Raw genomic sequence first — 18,688 nt, forward strand, 5'->3', positions numbered from 1 at the left:
AACCGCCGACCCCCTCCGTGTAAAGGAGATGCTCTACCAACTGAGCTAATCACCCCCGCTGTGTGGAGTCGCATTATAGGGAGAGTTAAAAATGAGTCAACGCATTTTCTTAAGTTTTTAATCGCTCGTCTTAAATTTAGCCAATGCGATCGTTTCTTCCCCGTTGACGCTTGATTTGTCGTCAGTTTATCGCATTAACGCTTAACAACAGGGTTCAACATTGAGGAATCGGTTGACGGTGGTAGAATATTGCCCACTTAGCATTCCCAGGCATTTGCCGTTTTCCGGCACCTTTACAAACGTAAGGCCAATTAATGAAAATCAAAACCCGCTTCGCACCGAGCCCAACCGGCTATCTGCACGTTGGTGGCGCTCGTACTGCTCTCTATTCCTGGCTTTTTGCTCGCAATCTCGGCGGTGAATTTGTCCTGCGCATTGAAGATACCGATCTGGAGCGTTCAACGCCGGAAGCCATCGAAGCTATTATGGACGGCATGAACTGGCTGAGCCTGCAGTGGGACGAAGGTCCGTACTACCAAACCAAACGCTTCGATCGCTATAACGCGGTGATTGATGAGATGCTGGAAGCGGGCACGGCGTATAAATGCTACTGCTCCAAAGAGCGTCTCGAGGCGCTGCGCGAAGAACAGATGGCGAAAGGCGAAAAGCCGCGCTACGACGGGCGTTGCCGTCACGGCCATGAACATCACGCCGCCGATGAGCCGTGCGTGGTGCGTTTTGCCAACCCGCAGGACGGTTCAGTAATTTTTGACGACCAGATCCGCGGCCCGATCGAATTCAGCAACCAGGAGCTGGACGATCTGATCATCCGCCGTACCGACGGTTCCCCGACCTACAATTTCTGCGTTGTGGTTGATGACTGGGACATGGAAATTACCCATGTGATCCGTGGCGAAGATCATATCAACAACACCCCGCGCCAGATCAACATTCTGAAAGCGCTGAACGCGCCGGTGCCGCTGTATGCCCACGTGTCGATGATCAACGGCGATGACGGTAAAAAACTCTCCAAACGCCACGGCGCGGTCAGCGTGATGCAATATCGTGATGACGGCTATCTGCCGGAAGCGCTGCTGAACTATCTGGTGCGCCTGGGCTGGTCTCACGGCGATCAGGAGATTTTCAGCCGCGAAGAGATGATCAAGCTTTTTGATCTGCATGCGGTCAGCAAATCCGCCAGCGCCTTCAACACGGAAAAACTGCAATGGTTGAACCATCACTACATTAATACCTTAGCGCCGGAATATGTGGCGACCCATCTACAGTGGCATATCGAGCAGGAAAATATCGATACCCGCAACGGCCCGGAACTGGCGGCGCTGGTAAAACTGCTGGGCGAGCGCTGCAAGACGCTGAAAGAGATGGCTGCGACCTGCCGCTATTTCTATGAAGACTTCGCAGAATTTGACGCCGACGCGGCGAAAAAACACCTGCGTCCGGTAGCACGCCAACCGCTGGAAGTGGTGCGCGATAAATTAGCGGCTATCACCAACTGGACGGCGGAAAATGTCCACGAAGCCATTCAGGCCACGGCGGATGAGCTGGAAGTCGGTATGGGTAAAGTGGGGATGCCGCTGCGCGTGGCGGTTACCGGGGCAGGGCAGTCGCCAGGCCTGGATGTGACCGTGCATGCTATCGGCAAGAGCCGTTCGGTAGAACGTATCAATAAAGCGCTGGCGTTTATCGCCGAGCGTGAAAGCCAGCAGTAATATTGCGGTTGACAAATAAAGCCGGTGAATACCGGCTTTATTTTTGGTCGCTATTCATCTTTAATGCCGAGCCGCTTTAACAGCCCGCTGATGCCTTCACGTAGAATCAAGGCAGAAAGCTGCTGGCGCTCATGGGGCGTCATGGCCTGGGCGACCTGCCGTAATTGATTTTCCAGTTGCGCGGCATCGTCACCGTAAGCAATTACGGGTTCTGCGGCGTGGTAGCCTTCCGTTCTGGATTGCATTTTCCGCGTGCCGGAGACATATTCACGCACCCGGTCATCCACAATAATCAGATGCGCTTTTCCTCCCTTAACGCCTTTTAAAGGAACGGTTTGCCATTGCTGATCGGTTACCCAACGATTAATGGTTTGCGCTTTATAGCCCGTTAATTCGGCCAGTTCTGCCGGGGTCATCCTTGGTTTGAAAATCATCATAGGCTAGTCATCATGACGAATACTGAGTCGTTGCAACATCCCGGAAATACCTTCTCGCAGTAAAAGAGAGGTCATCTGTTTTTGTTCGGACGGGGTCATCTCTTTCAATGAATTAATCAGCAAATTTTCGAGCGGCGTTTCGGCTTGCGGGGCGACATAAGATGCGTGAGGTTCAGAGGCGCGCTGTGCGCTGCGAATAAAATGTCGAACTTGTTCATTCACGTGGATCAATCTGGCTTTACCGCCCTGCACGCCGGGCTTGGGTGAGGTTTCCCATCCCTCTTTGCGCACCCATTTATTAATCGTTTGCCGGCTGTAACCCGTTAGCAATGCCAATTCTTCAGGCGTCATTCGTTCCTTGAGCATGAGTACTCCAGTGATTTATAAGGTTATTAGCTGTTCATCTTATAGCACTATTTTACTGGAAACTGTGACGTGAATAACTAGCGAGTTCAGGAAAGTGCGAGACAGATGCCATGTTGCTGGCTTTTTCAGCGGTTGAATCCAATCGGTGAATTTCGCGTTGACAGTCCAGGGTGGAATTCATATTATTCGGGCCGTCAACACGACAACGATTTTGCGTCGGGGCTATAGCTCAGCTGGGAGAGCGCTTGCATGGCATGCAAGAGGTCAGCGGTTCGATCCCGCTTAGCTCCACCAAACTTCATCCCACAAGTTTGGTGCAAACAAAAAATCGTGGGGCTATAGCTCAGCTGGGAGAGCGCTTGCATGGCATGCAAGAGGTCAGCGGTTCGATCCCGCTTAGCTCCACCACCTTTCAAACCCTCGCTTCGGCGGGGGTTTTTCGTTTCTGCGTCCTGCCTCTTTATGATTTCCCCGGTCAATGATTTAATTTTATTTATGTCAATTTGTAGTATTTCGTTAACGCCTTGTTTATTGAGGGGAGATTAATCTGGTCATCACTTGCGTCGGGTAAACATTAACCATATTATTGGTGTCGCTTATTTCACGTGCCAAATTAACAAGTAAAATATATATATCCATGTTAAATAGAATTAACGTAAAAAGATTTTTTGTAGCATTGGTGTTGTGTTTTTTACTGGTGCCGGTGGCACGTTATATATCCCCCAAAGCGATTATTGATGGGCAGGCGCTTTATCTCGCTTATTTACCGCTGAGCGTCATGGTGGCGATGTTCCTGTTATTTGGCCGTCATGCCATCGCCCCGCTGATAATTGTCTTAGCGATTTCCTATTCACATCGTTATCCCCTGAGCGTGTTTCAGCTTGGCGCCTTTCTTTTTTGCTTTATGGCACCGTTTATTCTGTGCGGCGCGATTTGCCAGGCCTTTCTTGGCCGCCGCTGGCGCTATAACCTGACGGGGAGAGGAGTAGGGCATCGGATTTTATGGATAGGGTTCGCCGCACCGCTGCTCAGTAAGATGATGCGCTATGTCCTTGGGCACTTTATGACGTTCCCTGCCGCCGTCGAGCCCTTTTTCGGCCACAGTTCGACAATGTTTAATATCGTTGATGGTCAGAATACGGTGGCGGCGGCGCTGGTCTTTAGCGGGATGTTTTATTATCCGTTGCGAATGCTGTTAAGCCCGGCCTTTGCGCGCGCATTTTTCCGGCGCTGTATTGTTCCGGTGTTTTCCCGCAGACGGCGCATATTTACTTTCTGCTGGTTGATGGTGGTGGTTGCCGTACTGGTTATTTGCTGCGGCCCCTATGAAACCGACTGGATATCGGGATACATCGTGCCCGTTGTCTTTGTGCTATTCACCATTGGCGTTTTCAAAATCGGCCCGCGACTGATTAGCCTGTTATGGTCCCTATCCGCCTGGATGTTACTGAGCTGGAACGAAAGTTTTTTGTACGGCAATTCCGCGTATTCTCTGGCCTTCGTGTTATCGGTATTTATTGCTTTTACGGTATCCGTGCTGTTTATGACGGTAATATTTCAGCGCAATGAGAGAATGAAACGGCAATATTTCTCATTATCACAAACCGATCCGTTAACCCGGATGCCTAATTTACGCGCGCTGGAAAAAGTCATTGAAAGAGAACGCGCCGGTTCACTGTGCTGCCTGCGCCTCAATAATATGGATTTCCTGAGCCGCCATTACGGGCTAATGATGCGCGTTCACGTAAAACAATTGATTTCCAGCATGCTTAAGCCCTGGCTTCAACAGGGCGAGATGGTATTCCAGTTGCCTGGCAGCGATCTCTTAATTTTCCTGAAAGGCCCGGAACCGGAGGCGCGCCTGCGCCATATGGTCGATCTGTTAAACAGTAAGCGGCTTCCGTGGAATAACGTGCAGCTGGATATCGATTATGGTGCCACCTGGTCGGCGATAAATTATCACGAAGATGAGCTTTATCGGGTGATCAGCCAGCTAAGTTATCTGGCGGAACAGGTGACGGCGGACGAACCGGTATTGCCGCTTAATCAGAACAGTAAGGTCACTATCTCTGGCGAAACTACCGAGCGTATCATGCTGCTTAAACAGGTCAAACAGGTGCTGGAAGAAGAACACATTGAGCTGTACGCACAGCCTATTGTCGATGCGAACGGTAAGGGATATCACGAGATTCTGGCGCGCATGCGCTGTGATGATGTCTTTCTCACGCCGGATAAATTTATACCAGTCGTGGCCCATTTCAACCTCAGCGTACGCTTTGATATGCAGGTATTGACCGGCTTGCTGAAGTTTCTGCGCCAGCATCCGGTCACGAGCCAGTGCCCGCGTTTCTCGGTCAATTTAATGCCGTTAACCCTGATGCAAAAAGGTGTCGCCCGGCAGATTATTGCGTTGTTTGAAGAGTATGCCGTGCCGGTAAGCTGGGTGATTATCGAAGTTACGGAAGAACAGGCGTTTTCCGACTCGGAAACCACTACTCAAAATATCACGCTGTTACGTGAAAGCGGTTTTCGTATCGCGATTGATGATTTTGGCACCGGGTATGCGAATTTTGAACGCCTGAAGCGCCTGCAGGCGGATATCATCAAAATCGATGGCTGCTTTATCCAGGATATCCTGACCGACTCGCTGGATAACATGATTGTGAAATCGATCTGCGAACTGGCGAAGGCCAAATCCTTTTCAGTGGTGGCGGAGTACGTCGAAACCGAAGCACAACGCGAACTGCTGCTGGAGTTGGGAGTGAATTATCTCCAGGGTTATCTCACCGGCAGACCGGTGCCCCTGCGCACGCTGGTTCAGGCATAAAAAAACCCGCTTCGTGAAGCGGGTTTTTTAATTCTGGTAAACCTTACGGCAGCATCAGCGCCGCGATGGACGCCGACAGCACGCTCACCAGCGTGGAGCCGTATACCAGTTTCAAACCAAAGCGGGATACCACGTTGCCTTGCTCTTCGTTCAGGCCTTTGATCGCACCGGCGATAATACCGATAGACGAGAAGTTAGCGAACGATACCAGGAAGATAGACAGGATGCCTTCCGCACGCGCAGACAGCGGGGAAGCGGACTGGGCAATTTTCTGCAGATCCAGCATCGCTACGAATTCGTTGGAAACCAGTTTGGTCGCCATGATACTGCCCACCTGCAACGCTTCGCTTGCCGGTACGCCCATCACCCAGGCAATCGGGTAGAACACGTAACCCAGAATGCCCTGGAAGGAGATGCCCAGTACCGCAGCGAACAGCGCGTTGAGGCCCGCGATCAGTGCGATAAAGCCAATCAGCATCGCCGCAACGATCACCGCCACTTTAAAACCGGCCAGGATGTATTCACCCAGCATCTCGAAGAAGCTTTGGCCTTCATGCAGACTGGACATCTGCAGGTTTTCGTCTTCTTGTTCAACGCGGTACGGGTTAATCAGCGACAGCACGATAAAGGTACTGAACATGTTGAGCACCAGCGCCGCCACCACGTATTGTGGCTTCAGCATGGTCATGTACGCGCCAACGATGGACATCGATACCGTCGACATTGCCGTAGCCGCCATGGTGTACATGCGGTTGCGGGACATCTTGCCGAGGATATCTTTGTAAGCGATGAAGTTTTCCGACTGGCCGAGGATCAGCGAGCTGACGGCGTTAAAGGATTCCAGTTTACCCATACCGTTCACTTTGGAGAGCACGGTACCGATAGCGCGGATCACAATCGGCAGAACGCGAATGTGCTGCAAAATACCGATCAGCGCGGAAATGAAGACGATAGGGCACAGAACCTGCAGGAAGAAGAATGCCAGGCCTTGATCGTTCATGCCGCCAAAGACGAAGTTTGTCCCTTCGCGCGCAAAGCCGAGCAGTTTGTCGAACATGCCTGCGAACGCCTTCACAAATCCGAGACCAATCTCAGAGTTAAGGAAGAACCAGGCAAGAAGCACTTCTATAACTAATAATTGAACAACAAAGCGAATACGAATTTCTTTGCGGTTACGACTGATCAGCAAAGCAAGCAGCGCAACAACGGCGAGCGCCAGAACAAAGTGCAGAACGCGGGACATATGTGCTCCGAATATGAGGCAGGTTTAATTTTCCTGCACATTCTATGCAACGAGGCGTAATAAAACGAGATCTACCGCTCACTATAGTAAGGTCTTGTGACGAACCGCAAAAATAGTGATCCACCAGACATTTCTGATATGTTACGTAAAGAACTGAAAGGTTACGTTCTCCGGCTATACTTTTAACACTTCGCCACGCTCCGTTGATAAACACGGCGCTACGCACGCGGCTCTTCCAACATCGTTTTTAGCTATCAAAGTAATCGTACGCTCCCCTTGTGAATGAACTTGATAATCATTCTCATTTTGTTAGCATGAAACATAGCAAAGGCTATATCTTGAGGCAAAAAATGACCAGCAGTCGCGTTGATAACAGTAATGGCCGTACGGCGCGTAAACTCAGGCTGGCGTTGATGGGGCCCGCGTTTATCGCGGCGATTGGCTATATCGATCCCGGTAACTTCGCCACCAATATCCAGGCAGGGGCCAGCTTCGGCTACCAGTTGTTGTGGGTCGTGGTGTGGGCCAACCTGATGGCGATGCTGATTCAGGTGCTGTCCGCCAAACTGGGCATCGCCACCGGCAAAAATCTCGCCGAACAAATTCGCGACCACTATCCACGCCCGCTGGTGTGGTTTTACTGGGTCCAGGCGGAAATTATCGCCATGGCGACCGATCTCGCGGAATTTATCGGCGCGGCCATCGGCTTCAAGCTGATCCTCGGCGTGTCGCTGTTACAGGGGGCGATACTCACCGGCGTGGCGACATTCCTGATCCTGATGCTGCAAAGCCGTGGCCAGAAGCCGCTGGAAAGGGTGATCGGCGGACTGCTGTTGTTTGTGGCGGTGGCGTATATCGTCGAACTGATTTTTTCTCAGCCGGAGTTTGCAGAACTGGGCAAAGGGATGATTATCCCCAGCCTGCCGACCTCGGAAGCGGTGTTTCTCGCCGCAGGCGTGCTGGGCGCGACCATTATGCCGCACGTTATCTATCTGCACTCGTCACTGACCCAGAACCTGCATGAAGGCTCGCGGGCCGAACGCTATTCCGCCACCAAATGGGATGTGGCGATTGCCATGACCATCGCCGGTTTCGTGAACCTGGCGATGATGGCGACGGCGGCGGCGGCATTTCACTTTTCTGGTCATACCGGGGTCGCCGATCTCGACCAGGCTTACTTAACTCTCGAGCCGTTATTAAGCCATGCGGCGGCGACCATTTTTGGCCTGAGCCTGGTGGCGGCGGGCCTGTCATCCACCGTAGTCGGTACTTTGGCGGGGCAGGTGGTCATGCAGGGCTTCGTGCGTTTTCATATCCCGCTGTGGGTGCGCCGCAGTATCACTATGGCGCCGTCGTTTATTGTGATCCTGATGGGCCTCGATCCGACGCGCATTCTGGTGATGAGCCAGGTCCTGCTGAGCTTTGGTATCGCTCTGGCGTTAGTGCCGCTGCTGCGTTTTACCAGCGATGCCAAACTGATGGGGTCACTGGTCAATACCCCTCGGGTACGGATTATCGGCTGGGGGATTGTGGGGCTGGTAGTGGCGCTCAACCTGTGGCTGCTGATCGGCACGCTTTTCGACCTGTAAGCCAGACCGTGACAGGCCATCTGTCACGGTTTTCTCAATCATTACCCGCTAAACTGGGTTACCTTCTTTCAACGCCCGTTGGTCCGTATTTTCCATGAATGGATTTGATCTGGTTTTCGTGAAATATGTCCAGGAACACTGCCCGGTTGCCATTGGCGACGTGACCCAGCGTTTCGGCAAAACGCTCTCAACGTTAAAGCGCACCATGAAAGAAATTAATGCGCTGCTGCCTGAGCAATTTCATCTGCATATTGATAATCAGTTGATTACCACCACCATGGGCTACGGCGAATATATCGAGCTGCTGGAGAAAATTAAGTTCAACCGCTATATCACCAGCCCGGAAGAGCGCACCCGCGATTTATTTGTCGCGCTGTGCCTGAACGACGTGGTGAATAAAAGCGAGTATTACGCCCGGTTTTTCGTTAGCGCCAGCACGTTAAAAAACGATGCGCCGGTTTTAAGCCAGTTCTTGCAGGATAATCAATTAGCCCTACAAAGTATTCACCGCAAAGGCTCGGCGCTGTCTGGTGACGAAATCGCGCTGCGTATCGCGGTGTGCTTAACCATTCTAAAGACCGTCGAAATTGGCGAAGACCACCGGTTAATTACCCATAAAGCCAACGATCCGGTAAACCGCTCGGTGGCGGCGCGTTTTCTCAGCCAGTGCCATGAGGAGATCGCTGCCGCCGCGCGGCTGTACACGCAACGTATCGAACCGACATTGCGCCTCGGTTATAACGGTAAAAAGTATTTTCTGGTTTACCTGAGCCTTGCCATGCATCGCCTGAAGCGTGGCCACGAAATTAACGATACATCAACGCTGGATTTTATTGCCACAGTCCCGTTCGGGTTGTTTGAATCGCAAAATGAAAACCGCTTTCTGGATCTGCTGGTATCGTCATTGAGCACCACCTGGCGCGCCTTCACGCTTTACGATCGGCCATTAGTCGAGGCGGTAGGGCGGTTTATTGAACGTATCGAACCAGCGCTGGTCAGTATCCTTTATAATCGCCAGGCGTGTTTTGCCGAGGTATATCAGTTTATCTGTTCGGCGATTATTCAGAATAAATTTCACCTGTGGTTTGAAGATAAAAAATTACAGGGGGTACGCGCCAGCTATCCGCAGCTCTGGGAAAGCGTAAAGCAGGCGCTGGCGTCAATGGAACAGCATTACGCGATCCAGTTTTCCGGCGTCCATCTGGCGACACTGCTGCTGATACTCAAAAAATATGAACTGCAAAACCGGCTGGTCAGTGAACCCCGCAAGCGGATTATTATCGTGACCAACTCGTCAGAAAGTAAAATTGGCTATTTTAAAGAGGTACTTCACGCCTGGTTTCATATCGATATTGTTGCCTGCGTGAATATTAATGAACTGCACCAGCTGAAAACCATTCCCTTTGATTTACTGATCACCTTCACCAATAAAATATCCAGCTATTTGAAGTATTATCAGCTCGATTATATCAAGGTGAATTTTCATCTTACCCAGGACGATATTACTCTGCTGCGCCAGCAGGGATTGTCGCGGGCGAAGAAAAAAATCCCGGCAGCGCAGTTTGCTCAACAGGCCGCCGGGATGAATGAACAGCAACTGCGCGCGTTTGTAGCGCAACACTACCCAGGAATTTTTATTTAACGCAGCCGAGCGGCTGCTTAACGCCGCGACACCATACGGCGTTGAGATCCAACGCCTCGTCCAGCACCAGAAAATCGGCGTCTTTACCCGCTTCAAGGCTACCTTTGCGGTCGGCGACGCCCGCCAGCTGCGCCGGATTCAAACAGGCGATGTGCGCGGCGGAGACCAGACCGTTTTCCAGCCGGTCCACCACTGCTTTTATTGAATCGAGAAAACTCATCTCCAGTTGGCGCACGCCATGCCAGTCATCCGGTGCAATGCTGCGCGTCGCTCCGTCCTTGCCGCTGATCTGTAATTTCCCGGCGGAAATGCGGAATGTTTCCTGGCGCAGATAGTGATGAAATTCGTAGCCTTCCGGGAAATCCACGTAGCCGAGGCAATCGCTCATCATCACCAGACGGCGGTCACCCTTGATGCGATAAAGAATATCGAACACCTCCGGGCGCAGGGTAATGCCGGTCTGCTTCGCCACTTCAGCATACAGATTGCGGTAATACATCACCGCGCCCACTACGCCGGGCTCCCGGTGATGCAAACCGCGCATGGCGCTAAACGCGTGGGTCACGTGCGTGAGTCCCGCTTCGATGGCGGCGGTCATCTGATCGAAGGTGGCGTCGGTATGCCCTGCGGAGGCGGTGATCCCCTGGCTGTGCAGATAGCGGAGCAGCGCCAATGCGCCGTCCAGTTCCGGTGCCAGGGTCATCAGACGAATATGCCCATTCGCCAGCCGGTTAAAATGCTGGAACCCGGCGACGGACGGTGGTTGCAGACTGTCTTTGCGCTGCATCCCCAAATACTTTTCATTGATGTAGGGGCCTTCCATATGGATGCCCACCGCTTCTGCGCCGTCGCCCGGCGCGGCGGTTTCGATATACTCCGCCGCCGCTTGCAATGAGCGTTCAAGGAAATCCTGCGGCATAGTCGCGCTGGTGGCGAGATACGCGGTGACGCCCGCCTGAACCAGATCCCGGCTCATGGCCTGCACAGATTCACGGGTGCCTTTCCAGGCAAATGAACCGCGCCCCCAGCCGTGAACGTGAATGTCCACAAAGCCGGGCATTAAATAGTTATCGCCGCAGTCCGTCGCCTCGCCGCGATAGTCGTCAGCCACTGCGGTGATTTTGCCGTTTTCCACCACCAGTACACCGCTCCGTAACCCTTCAGGGGTCACAATCTGCGTCGAGCGAAACGCGTTAATCGTCATCGATTTCGCTCCTTACCCGCTGCGCCATTTCCTGGGCGATTTGCGCGCACAGCCCGGTGTAGCAGGCCGGGTCGAGCAGGGTTTCAATCTCATTGTCATCAAAACTGGCGCGGATCACCGGCTGTTCGCGCAGCACCTGCCCATATTCGATGCCTTCATGGGTACTGCGCATCGCCATCTCGTAAACCAGCTCATGGGCCGGATCTTTGCCCAGTCGCGCCACCAGCGCCATCATGATTTTTTCACTGTTAATCAGCCCGTGGGTAATGCCGACGTTCTGCTTCATCCGCTCAGGATTAATCACCAGCGTGCGGCTTAACTCTTCGGCGCGCATCACGATTTCCGCCATCAGCTCCATGCTCTCCTGCAAATTGGCGTCGAAAATGAAATAGGCGGAGCTGTCGGCCTCGAACGGGCGCGGGCACACGTAGAGTGACGATGTCAGCACCGAGTAAAGTTTTTGCGCGTTAGCGATAATCCCTTTCGCCAGCTTTGGGTTCACCTTTTGCGGCATGGTGCTGCTGCCGACAGTGCCTTTCTTGAAGGCTTCCGAGACTTCGCCATACTCTTCGCCGGAGGTGAGATACACCTCTTCGGCCATTTTTTGCAGCGTGGTTGCCAGTAAACACAGGTTGCTGATGAACTCGGTGCGATACACCTGGGCGCTGCGCGACGGCACCCGCATCGAATGCATCCCCAGATGCTGCGCCACGCTCTCCTGTACCTGGCGTCCGGTTTCGCCAGTGGCGTGGAACGCCCCCACCGCGCCGCCCATCATCACGGTAAACACGCGGCTTTCCGCCTGTTTCATGCGTTCACGGCTGTGCAACAGCTCATCAATCCACACCGCGACCTTATAGCCCCAGGTAATCGGCAGGGCGTGTTTGCCGTGGGTGCGTCCGGCCATCAGCGTGTTTTTATGCTGTTCCGCCATGCGCGCCAGGTTGCGCAGCGTGTCATCTACAAACCCGTTGATGATTTGCTGGCATTGCCAGGCCAGGTGCAACTGCGCGGTTTGCTGAATATTCTGAGTGGTCACGCCGTAATGCACGTATTTGCCGCTTTCCGGGGAGCAGGCTTTCACCAGCACTTTAATCATCGGTACAAAGCCGTGGCCGATTTCCCGCAGCAGACGGTCCATTTCGTTCAGGTCGATGCGCGACAGCAGGCAGTTTTCGGCAATGTTTTGCGCCGCCGCCTGCGGGATCATCCCGGCTTGCGCCTGAGCCAACGCCAGCGCAGCCTCCACATCCAGCCAGGACTGGATACGCGCTTCCTGGCTGAACAGCGCTTTCATGCCGCGATCGTTAATGGTTTTACTTTTTGAATCGTACAGGGCTCGCATCATGCTTCCTCTTAGTGGTGACCGGCTAAGGCGTCGTCAACGGCGTTACGGACAAACTCGACGTGTGGCCCGAACACAACATGGATATGGTTGCTGGAGGGGATAAACGTCCCCATTGATCCGGCATCTTTGAGAATGCCCATATCAAGCTTTTTCTGATCGTTTAAATCAATACGCAGGCGCGACACGCAGTTTTCCACGCGTTTGATATTGGTTTTACCGCCCAGCCCTTCAATCACCAGTTCGGCGACTTTGTCGTACTCTTTGTTATTCAGCAGCGTACTGTCGGCAATATCTGCTTCACGGCCCGGCGTTTTAATATCGAATTTGCCGATGGCGTAGCGGAACACGAAATAGAACACCACGAAGTTGGCAATGCCTAACAGGATCAGGTTCAGCCAGCGGGTGTGTTCGTACATCAGGCCGAAAATACCGAAGTCAAAAATTGTGCCGCGAATATAACCAACGGAAATATCCAGCAGCTGTAACGGAATCGCCATCAGGCCGCACAGCAGGGCATAAACGATAAACAGCTTCGGCGCAATAAACAGGAACGAGAACTCCAGCGGCTCGGTAATGTTCCCCAGCACCGCCGTCAGCACCACCGTCAGGATCATCCCTTTGGCGAACTTTTTATTTTTGAAATAGGCCATGTGATACATCGCCAGGCCAATTGCCGGAACGCGGAACAGGGTGGTCAGCATTTGGGTGGAGGCCAGATAGCTGGTCAGCGTCGGCATATACTGATCCCACGCCGGATGGTTCGGCCCCAGCTCGAACAGGATTTTATTGATGGCGGGTAAAATGCCGACGTAGGTTTGGCCGTCAATGAAATAGGTGCCGCCTGCTTCGGTAAAACGCACCGTCGAACTCAACACGTGATGCAGACCAAAGGGGATCAGTAACCGGTTGAGGGTCATATAAATCCCGGCCCCGATATTCGGTGCCATCAAAATGGTCGAAATACTTTTCATCCCGGCGGTAAACAGATCCCAGATAAACGGAATAATTAACCCGATGGGAATTGCAAAGGCGATGGCCAATATCGCCACCGATTTTTTACCGCTGAAAAAAGCAAACGCCAGCGGCAGTTGTAGCCGGTAATAGCGGTCGGTGACTTTGGCGGCAAGCAACCCGGCTATTATCCCGCCGACGGCCTCAATTTTTAAGGTCTGCACCCCGAGCACCATGCCCTGGCCGACCAGCGCTAAATCGCCTTTTGCCAGCTGTCCGGTTAATTTCAAATGCACGTGCATAGAAATCAACAGCGTTAAATAGGCGATGACCGAGGCAAATACCGCGATGCCTTTCTCTTTTTTCGACATCCCATACGCCACGCCCATGGCGAACAGCAGCGGGATATTCTGGAATACCACGCTGCTGATTAATCCCAGGGATGAAAGCACCGCTTTGAAACCGGCATTCCCCAGGAAAGGCAATTTTTCAATCATGTAATTTTGGCCCAGCGCGCTGCTGATGCCCATTACCATCCCAACCGGTGCTAATACGGCGATGGGTAATAATAACGAGCGGCCGAACGTCTGTATTTCGTTTTTAAAATTCGCGTTCATGACAATATCCCCGATAAGACATCGTATTATCAAACACGTTTGAGGAAGGGGAGCTCAAGGTCAAATAATGTCTGAAGCAGGGCGCAAAAATTGCCCGTAAGAAATTGTCGGGGCGATCACATAATGAGGTTGACGAAAATAAACCAGCGATCAAAAAAGGAGCCCGGAGGCTCCTTTTGCAAATTCATTAATGGCGGTGGTGATGTTTACCGCGCCCGCGATGGTCGTCCCGGTCGCGCCAGCCTTCACGGTAGCCGCGTTCATAGGCGTTGCGATCTTTATACCAGCCGCGATGGTAGCCATTGTCGTGTTTACGCCAGTAGCCGCCGCGACGCTCATAATGGTTGTGCCAGTAATCACGATCGCGCCAGCGACCGCCGTCCCAGTAGTTACCGTAATTATCACGATCGCCAATTTGTAATTTTATTGAGGGTAACAGGGTGATTTCGCCTGCACTTGCCATCATTGGCGCTCCCGCCAACAGAAAGGCTGCAAGCAACAGTGACCTGAACATAGTCTTCTCCTTCACGATCGGGGCCGTGGCCGGCCTGTTACAGCAATATTACGGGGTGGTAAAGCCCCGTATCTTCGCCACAACTCCGAATTCATTTTGGATAGCACAAAATGCTAAAAAGACCCGTTACCCGTTGATTTGCCGTCAGGACAGGATGGCGTCAATTGCCGCGCACTCTTCAGCGCTAAACTGCCGGTTCGCCAGCATCCCTACCGCGTCTTCAATCTGGCTGGTCTTACTGGCACCGATTAACACCGATGTCACTTTATCGTCACGTAATACCCAGGCCAGCGCCATTTGCGACAGCTTCTGTCCACGCTGCTGCGCCAGCGCGTTAAGCTTACGCACTTTAGCCAGTTTCTCCTCGGTAAGCTGATCCGGGTTGAGGAAGCGGCTGCCGCTGGCGGCGCGCGAATCAGACGGAATGCCGTTCAGGTAGCGGTCGGTTAACTGCCCGCCTGCCAGCGGTGAAAACGCGATGCTGCCAACGCCTTTTTCCTGCAACACGTCCAACAGTTCTGCTTCCACCCAGCGCTCAAACATGGAATATTTCGGCTGGTGGATTAAACATGGCGTACCGAGATCATTCAGGATATCAATCGCCTCGCGCGCCTGCGCGGCAGGGTAGTTCGACAGGCCCACGTACAGCGCTTTCCCCTGGCGCACAAGATGATCCAGCGCGCGCATAGTTTCCTGTAACGGGGTTTCCGGGTCCGGACGGTGATGATAGAAAATATCCACGTATTCCAGCCCCATGCGCTTCAGGCTCTGGTCCAGGCTGGCGATCAGATATTTACGCGAACCCCAGTCGCCGTAAGGGCCGTCCCACATGGTGTAACCGGCTTTGCTGGAGATAATCAGCTCATCGCGATAAGGCAGGAAGTCTTCTTTAAAAATCCGCCCGAAATTGTGCTCGGCGGAACCCGGCGGCGGCCCGTAGTTATTAGCGAGATCGAAATGGGTGATGCCAAGATCAAACGCCCGGCGCAGCAGTTGGCGGCTGTTATCCACCAGCGTGGCGTCGCCAAAGTTATGCCAAAGCCCCAGAGAAACGGCGGGAAGTTTTAGCCCGCTTCGTCCGCAGCGGCGAAATTCCATCGTTTGATAGCGTGCGGGATCTGCCTGATACACCATGCGTGTTGCCTCATCAGTAAGGAGATTTTAACCGTGTATACGTTTACACAACGTTAGCGTCTTTGCACACTACACCGCATCAGGCTGTAAATCTCGCGTGCCACGCACTTTTCGATCGGATACCTGGACAGGGATCGCAGTTCCTTAATACTTCAATCAGGCTCCTGATAAAAAGGAATGCTCCATGGCTCAGCGTTATTGTGTGGCGGATTATCTACTGGACCGGCTGGCGCAAAGTGGAATCACCCATCTTTTTGGCGTACCGGGCGACTATAACCTACAGTTTCTCGATAACGTGATCGCGCACCTGGAAGTGGCCTGGGTAGGCTGCGCCAACGAACTCAATGCGGCCTATGCCGCCGACGGCTACGCTCGCTGTAAAGGTGCGGGAGCCTTATTAACCACGTTTGGCGTGGGCGAACTCAGCGCCCTTAACGGCGTGGCGGGCAGCTATGCCGAACACGTTCCGGTGTTGCACATCGTCGGCGCGCCCGCGTCAGGCGCGCAGCAGCGCGGCGAACTGATGCATCACACCGTCGGCGATGGTGATTTTCGCCATTTTGTGCGTATTGCCAGCGAGTTATGCGCCGCTCATGCGGTACTCACGGCGGAAAACGCCTGCAAAGAAATCGACCGGGTGATCCACGAGATGCAGTCCGCTTCGCGTCCCGGTTACCTGATGCTGCCTGCGGATGTGGCAAAAAAGCCTGCCATCCGCCCTGAAAGCGCTCTCACAAAGGCGGTGCAAAGCGCCGATCCCGCCCTGCTGGAGGCGTTTCGTCACGCTGTTAAGCAGCGGCTTTCCGGCGTTAAGCATGTCGCTCTACTGGCGGATTATCTGGCGGAGCGTTTTGGCCTGCGGCGCGCCCTGCAACAGTGGGTAAAAGCCATCCCGCTGGCACACAGCTCTCTGCTGATGGGCAAAGGGATTTTTAACGAAGGCGGCGCAGGATTTACGGGTACGTATAGCGGTGCCGCCACTGCCCAGGCGCAGCGCCAGGCGATTGAACAGAGCGATGTGGTGATTTGCGTCGGCGTGAAATTTACCGATACCACCACCGCCGGATTTAGCCAACATCTTACCCGTGAACAAACCATTGAGGTAATGCCCGATGGCGTACGCATTGGCGAGCGTTGGTTTAGCGGCCTGCCGATGGCCGAGGCGTTAACTATTCTGCATCGCGAAGTACGCCAGATTCAGCATCAACTGTCGTTGCCGGATATCAAACCCGCGCCGCTGCCGGAAAGCGACGGCGGGCTGGATCAGCATGCTTTCTGGCTGGCGATTCAGGACTGGCTGCGGCCGGGGGATGTTGTGGTGGTGGATCAGGGCACCGCTGCGTTTGGCGCGGCAACCCTGACGCTGCCGGATGACGTGACCTTTATCGTCCAGCCGCTGTGGGGGTCGATAGGCTACGCGCTGGCGGCGGCGTTCGGCGCGCAAACCGCCTGCCCAGCGCGGCGGCTGGTGCTGATCACCGGCGACGGCGCGGCGCAGTTAACCATTCAGGAGCTGGGATCGATGCTGCGGGACGATTTGCGCCCGGTGGTTATCGTGCTGAATAACGACGGCTACACGGTGGAGCGGGCCATACATGGCGCGGAGCAGCGCTACAACGACATCGCCCCCTGGGACTGGACGGCGCTGCCCCATGCGCTGGATGTCCATCATAAAGCCGAATGCTGGCAGGTCAGCGAAACCGTGCAGCTTAAGGAAGTGCTGGCGCGGCTGGCGCATCCGGCGCGGCTGTCATTACTGGAAGTGATGTTGCCAAAGCAGGATCTTCCGGAACTGCTGACCGCCGTCACCCGGTCACTGGGCGCGCGTAACGGCGGACAGGCTTAGTCTTTAGGCCCGGCGACCATTAACGGCTTCCCGGCCAGCAGCAGCCAGGCCGGGAGCATTACAATGCACAGTAGCGGCAGCAACTGGGTATCCGGTACGATCACCGCCGCCATAAACAGGCTCATCCACCCGTCGCGTGTCACCACCAGCACCATGCCCAACACCGCGCAGGAAACCGTGACCGCTGCCGGGACGGCGTCAACATGCTCATGCAGCATCAGCCCCAGCGCCACGCCGACGAATACTGCCGGGAAAATACGCCCGCCGCGAAAACCGCAGGCGGCGGCAATCACCAGCGCCGCGAGTTTAATAACCGCAAACAGGAAATAGTCGTATACCGTCCAGGTCTGGCCGAACGCCAGTTGCTGCATCTCGTCGACGCCTTTGAACAGGGTTTGCGGCCCGCCGATGGCCCCCAGCAGGCCGAGAATAAATCCACCCGCGCCCAGCATCAGCACCGGGCTTTTAATCCTGCGCATCAGCGCGTGCAGGCGCGGCAAACACCACACCGCCACCATGCCCAGCGCAATGGCGATGGCCGCCACCACCGCGCCGCTGAACACATCCGTCAGGTGCAGTTGCGAATAGTGGGCGATGGGCAGCGAAAAGTTAGGGTGAACAAACAGGCTGGTCGTCACCCCGCCTGCCGCCGCCGCCATCAGCGGAGCGAACAGCTTGTCCCACAGCGGCACGTCATGAGTGCTGTTCAGCGTTTGGGAGAAAATCAGCGCTGCCGCCACGGGCGTGCCAAACAGCGCGCCGATGGTGCCTGCCGCTGCCAGAATCGTCCAGTCGAGCGAGTGAACGCGGGGAAACAGCTTACCGCCTAATACCACCGCCAGTGCGACGTTGATTGCCATAATCGGGTGCTCCGGCCCAAGGCTGACCCCACCCGCCAGGCCGAGGATCATCGCCAGCGCCAGGCCGGGCAGGGCACGGCTTTCCACCGGGTTACCGATCAGCGGCTCACTGGCTGGGTCTGGCCCGCCGTGGCCGGGAAAGAAGCGGATCACCAGGCCGACCGCGATGCCGGTGAGCGTCAGAATAGTGATAATCCAGCCGGGGGCAAACAGGGAAACCCCAAACGTCGCAGGCAGCGTTTGCCACAGAAAGGTCTGTAAAATCCCCGCGACCCGCATCATAAACAGTAAGATTAAACTGCTGGCAATGCCGATCAGCAATGCCGGCAACGCGAGCATCAACATGGTTCTGGCGCGGGGATGAAGCATTGGATAATCCT

14 protein-coding genes and 2 tRNA genes are annotated in these 18,688 nt (G+C 54.2%); 7 read left to right on the top strand and 9 right to left on the bottom strand.

Annotated elements, in window-relative coordinates:
• Nucleotides 1-314 precede the first annotated feature (314 nt).
• Nucleotides 315-1,730 (top strand): glutamate--tRNA ligase, encoded by a 1,416-nt coding sequence (gene gltX, locus RT120_RS00005; protein WP_312978069.1) that lies wholly within the window; start codon nt 315-317, stop codon nt 1,728-1,730.
• A 50-nt stretch (nt 1,731-1,780) separates the two neighbouring features.
• On the opposite strand, the gene RT120_RS00010 is transcribed toward gltX, so the two are convergent.
• Both RT120_RS00010 and RT120_RS00015 read right to left on the bottom strand, forming a co-directional pair.
• The gene (locus RT120_RS00010; protein ID WP_312978071.1) at nt 1,781-2,167 is read right to left on the bottom strand and encodes a YfeC-like transcriptional regulator; all 387 of its coding nucleotides are present in this window, start codon (nt 2,165-2,167) and stop codon (nt 1,781-1,783) included.
• Nucleotides 2,168-2,170: 3 nt separating this feature from the next.
• Nucleotides 2,171-2,533, bottom strand: a complete 363-nt coding sequence (locus RT120_RS00015) for a YfeC-like transcriptional regulator (RefSeq protein WP_312978073.1) — start codon at nt 2,531-2,533, stop codon at nt 2,171-2,173.
• A gap of 218 nt (nt 2,534-2,751) precedes the next feature.
• Here RT120_RS00015 and RT120_RS00020 point away from each other — a divergent pair.
• The 3 genes from RT120_RS00020 (at nt 2,752) to RT120_RS00030 (ending at nt 5,360) form a co-directional block, all read left to right on the top strand.
• Nucleotides 2,752-2,827, top strand: a tRNA-Ala gene (locus RT120_RS00020).
• A 38-nt stretch (nt 2,828-2,865) separates the two neighbouring features.
• Nucleotides 2,866-2,941 (top strand) — tRNA-Ala (locus RT120_RS00025).
• Nucleotides 2,942-3,170: 229 nt separating this feature from the next.
• Nucleotides 3,171-5,360 carry an EAL domain-containing protein gene (locus RT120_RS00030; RefSeq protein ID WP_312978075.1) on the top strand — a complete coding sequence of 730 codons (2,190 nt, stop codon included), beginning with the start codon at nt 3,171-3,173 and terminating at the stop codon, nt 5,358-5,360.
• 43 nt (nt 5,361-5,403) lie between these two features.
• On the opposite strand, the gene RT120_RS00035 is transcribed toward RT120_RS00030, so the two are convergent.
• Nucleotides 5,404-6,603 (bottom strand): NupC/NupG family nucleoside CNT transporter, encoded by a 1,200-nt coding sequence (locus tag RT120_RS00035; RefSeq protein WP_312978077.1) that lies wholly within the window; start codon nt 6,601-6,603, stop codon nt 5,404-5,406.
• A 350-nt stretch (nt 6,604-6,953) separates the two neighbouring features.
• Between RT120_RS00035 and RT120_RS00040 the strand changes: the two genes are divergently transcribed.
• Both RT120_RS00040 and RT120_RS00045 read left to right on the top strand, forming a co-directional pair.
• Nucleotides 6,954-8,192 carry an Nramp family divalent metal transporter gene (locus RT120_RS00040; protein WP_312978079.1) on the top strand — a complete coding sequence of 413 codons (1,239 nt, stop codon included), beginning with the start codon at nt 6,954-6,956 and terminating at the stop codon, nt 8,190-8,192.
• A 94-nt stretch (nt 8,193-8,286) separates the two neighbouring features.
• Nucleotides 8,287-9,834, top strand: a complete 1,548-nt coding sequence (locus RT120_RS00045) for a hypothetical protein (RefSeq protein ID WP_312978080.1) — start codon at nt 8,287-8,289, stop codon at nt 9,832-9,834.
• Here RT120_RS00045 and nagA read toward each other — a convergent pair.
• The 5 genes from nagA to mgrA all read right to left on the bottom strand — a co-directional run bounded on the left by nagA (nt 9,827) and on the right by mgrA (nt 15,602).
• Nucleotides 9,827-11,038: an N-acetylglucosamine-6-phosphate deacetylase gene (gene nagA / locus RT120_RS00050; RefSeq protein ID WP_312978082.1), complete on the bottom strand. Its 1,212-nt coding sequence runs from the start codon at nt 11,036-11,038 to the stop codon at nt 9,827-9,829. The two genes, RT120_RS00045 and nagA, sit on opposite strands and share 8 nt — an antisense overlap.
• Nucleotides 11,028-12,383 (bottom strand): adenylosuccinate lyase family protein, encoded by a 1,356-nt coding sequence (locus RT120_RS00055; protein WP_312978798.1) that lies wholly within the window; start codon nt 12,381-12,383, stop codon nt 11,028-11,030. Before RT120_RS00055 ends, nagA begins: the two co-directional genes overlap by 11 nt.
• 11 nt (nt 12,384-12,394) lie before the next feature.
• Nucleotides 12,395-13,954 carry a PTS transporter subunit EIIC gene (locus RT120_RS00060; protein ID WP_312978084.1) on the bottom strand — a complete coding sequence of 520 codons (1,560 nt, stop codon included), beginning with the start codon at nt 13,952-13,954 and terminating at the stop codon, nt 12,395-12,397.
• Nucleotides 13,955-14,141: 187 nt separating this feature from the next.
• Complete coding sequence (locus RT120_RS00065; protein ID WP_312978086.1) at nt 14,142-14,468, bottom strand: DUF2502 domain-containing protein; 327 nt, start codon at nt 14,466-14,468, stop codon at nt 14,142-14,144.
• A gap of 144 nt (nt 14,469-14,612) precedes the next feature.
• A complete protein-coding gene (gene mgrA / locus RT120_RS00070; protein ID WP_312978087.1) occupies nt 14,613-15,602 on the bottom strand; it encodes an L-glyceraldehyde 3-phosphate reductase in 990 nt (329 codons plus the stop codon).
• Between the two features lie 184 nt (nt 15,603-15,786).
• Here mgrA and RT120_RS00075 point away from each other — a divergent pair, with 184 nt between their 5' ends.
• Nucleotides 15,787-17,448, top strand: a complete 1,662-nt coding sequence (locus tag RT120_RS00075) for an alpha-keto acid decarboxylase family protein (protein WP_312978089.1) — start codon at nt 15,787-15,789, stop codon at nt 17,446-17,448.
• On the opposite strand, the gene RT120_RS00080 is transcribed toward RT120_RS00075, so the two are convergent.
• The gene (locus RT120_RS00080; protein WP_312978091.1) at nt 17,445-18,677 is read right to left on the bottom strand and encodes an ion channel protein; all 1,233 of its coding nucleotides are present in this window, start codon (nt 18,675-18,677) and stop codon (nt 17,445-17,447) included. The two genes, RT120_RS00075 and RT120_RS00080, sit on opposite strands and share 4 nt — an antisense overlap.
• Between the last annotated feature and the right edge of the window lie 11 nt (nt 18,678-18,688).

The sequence above is a fragment of the Atlantibacter sp. genome (genome assembly GCF_032062175.1).
Classification (GTDB): Bacteria; Pseudomonadota; Gammaproteobacteria; order Enterobacterales; family Enterobacteriaceae; genus Atlantibacter.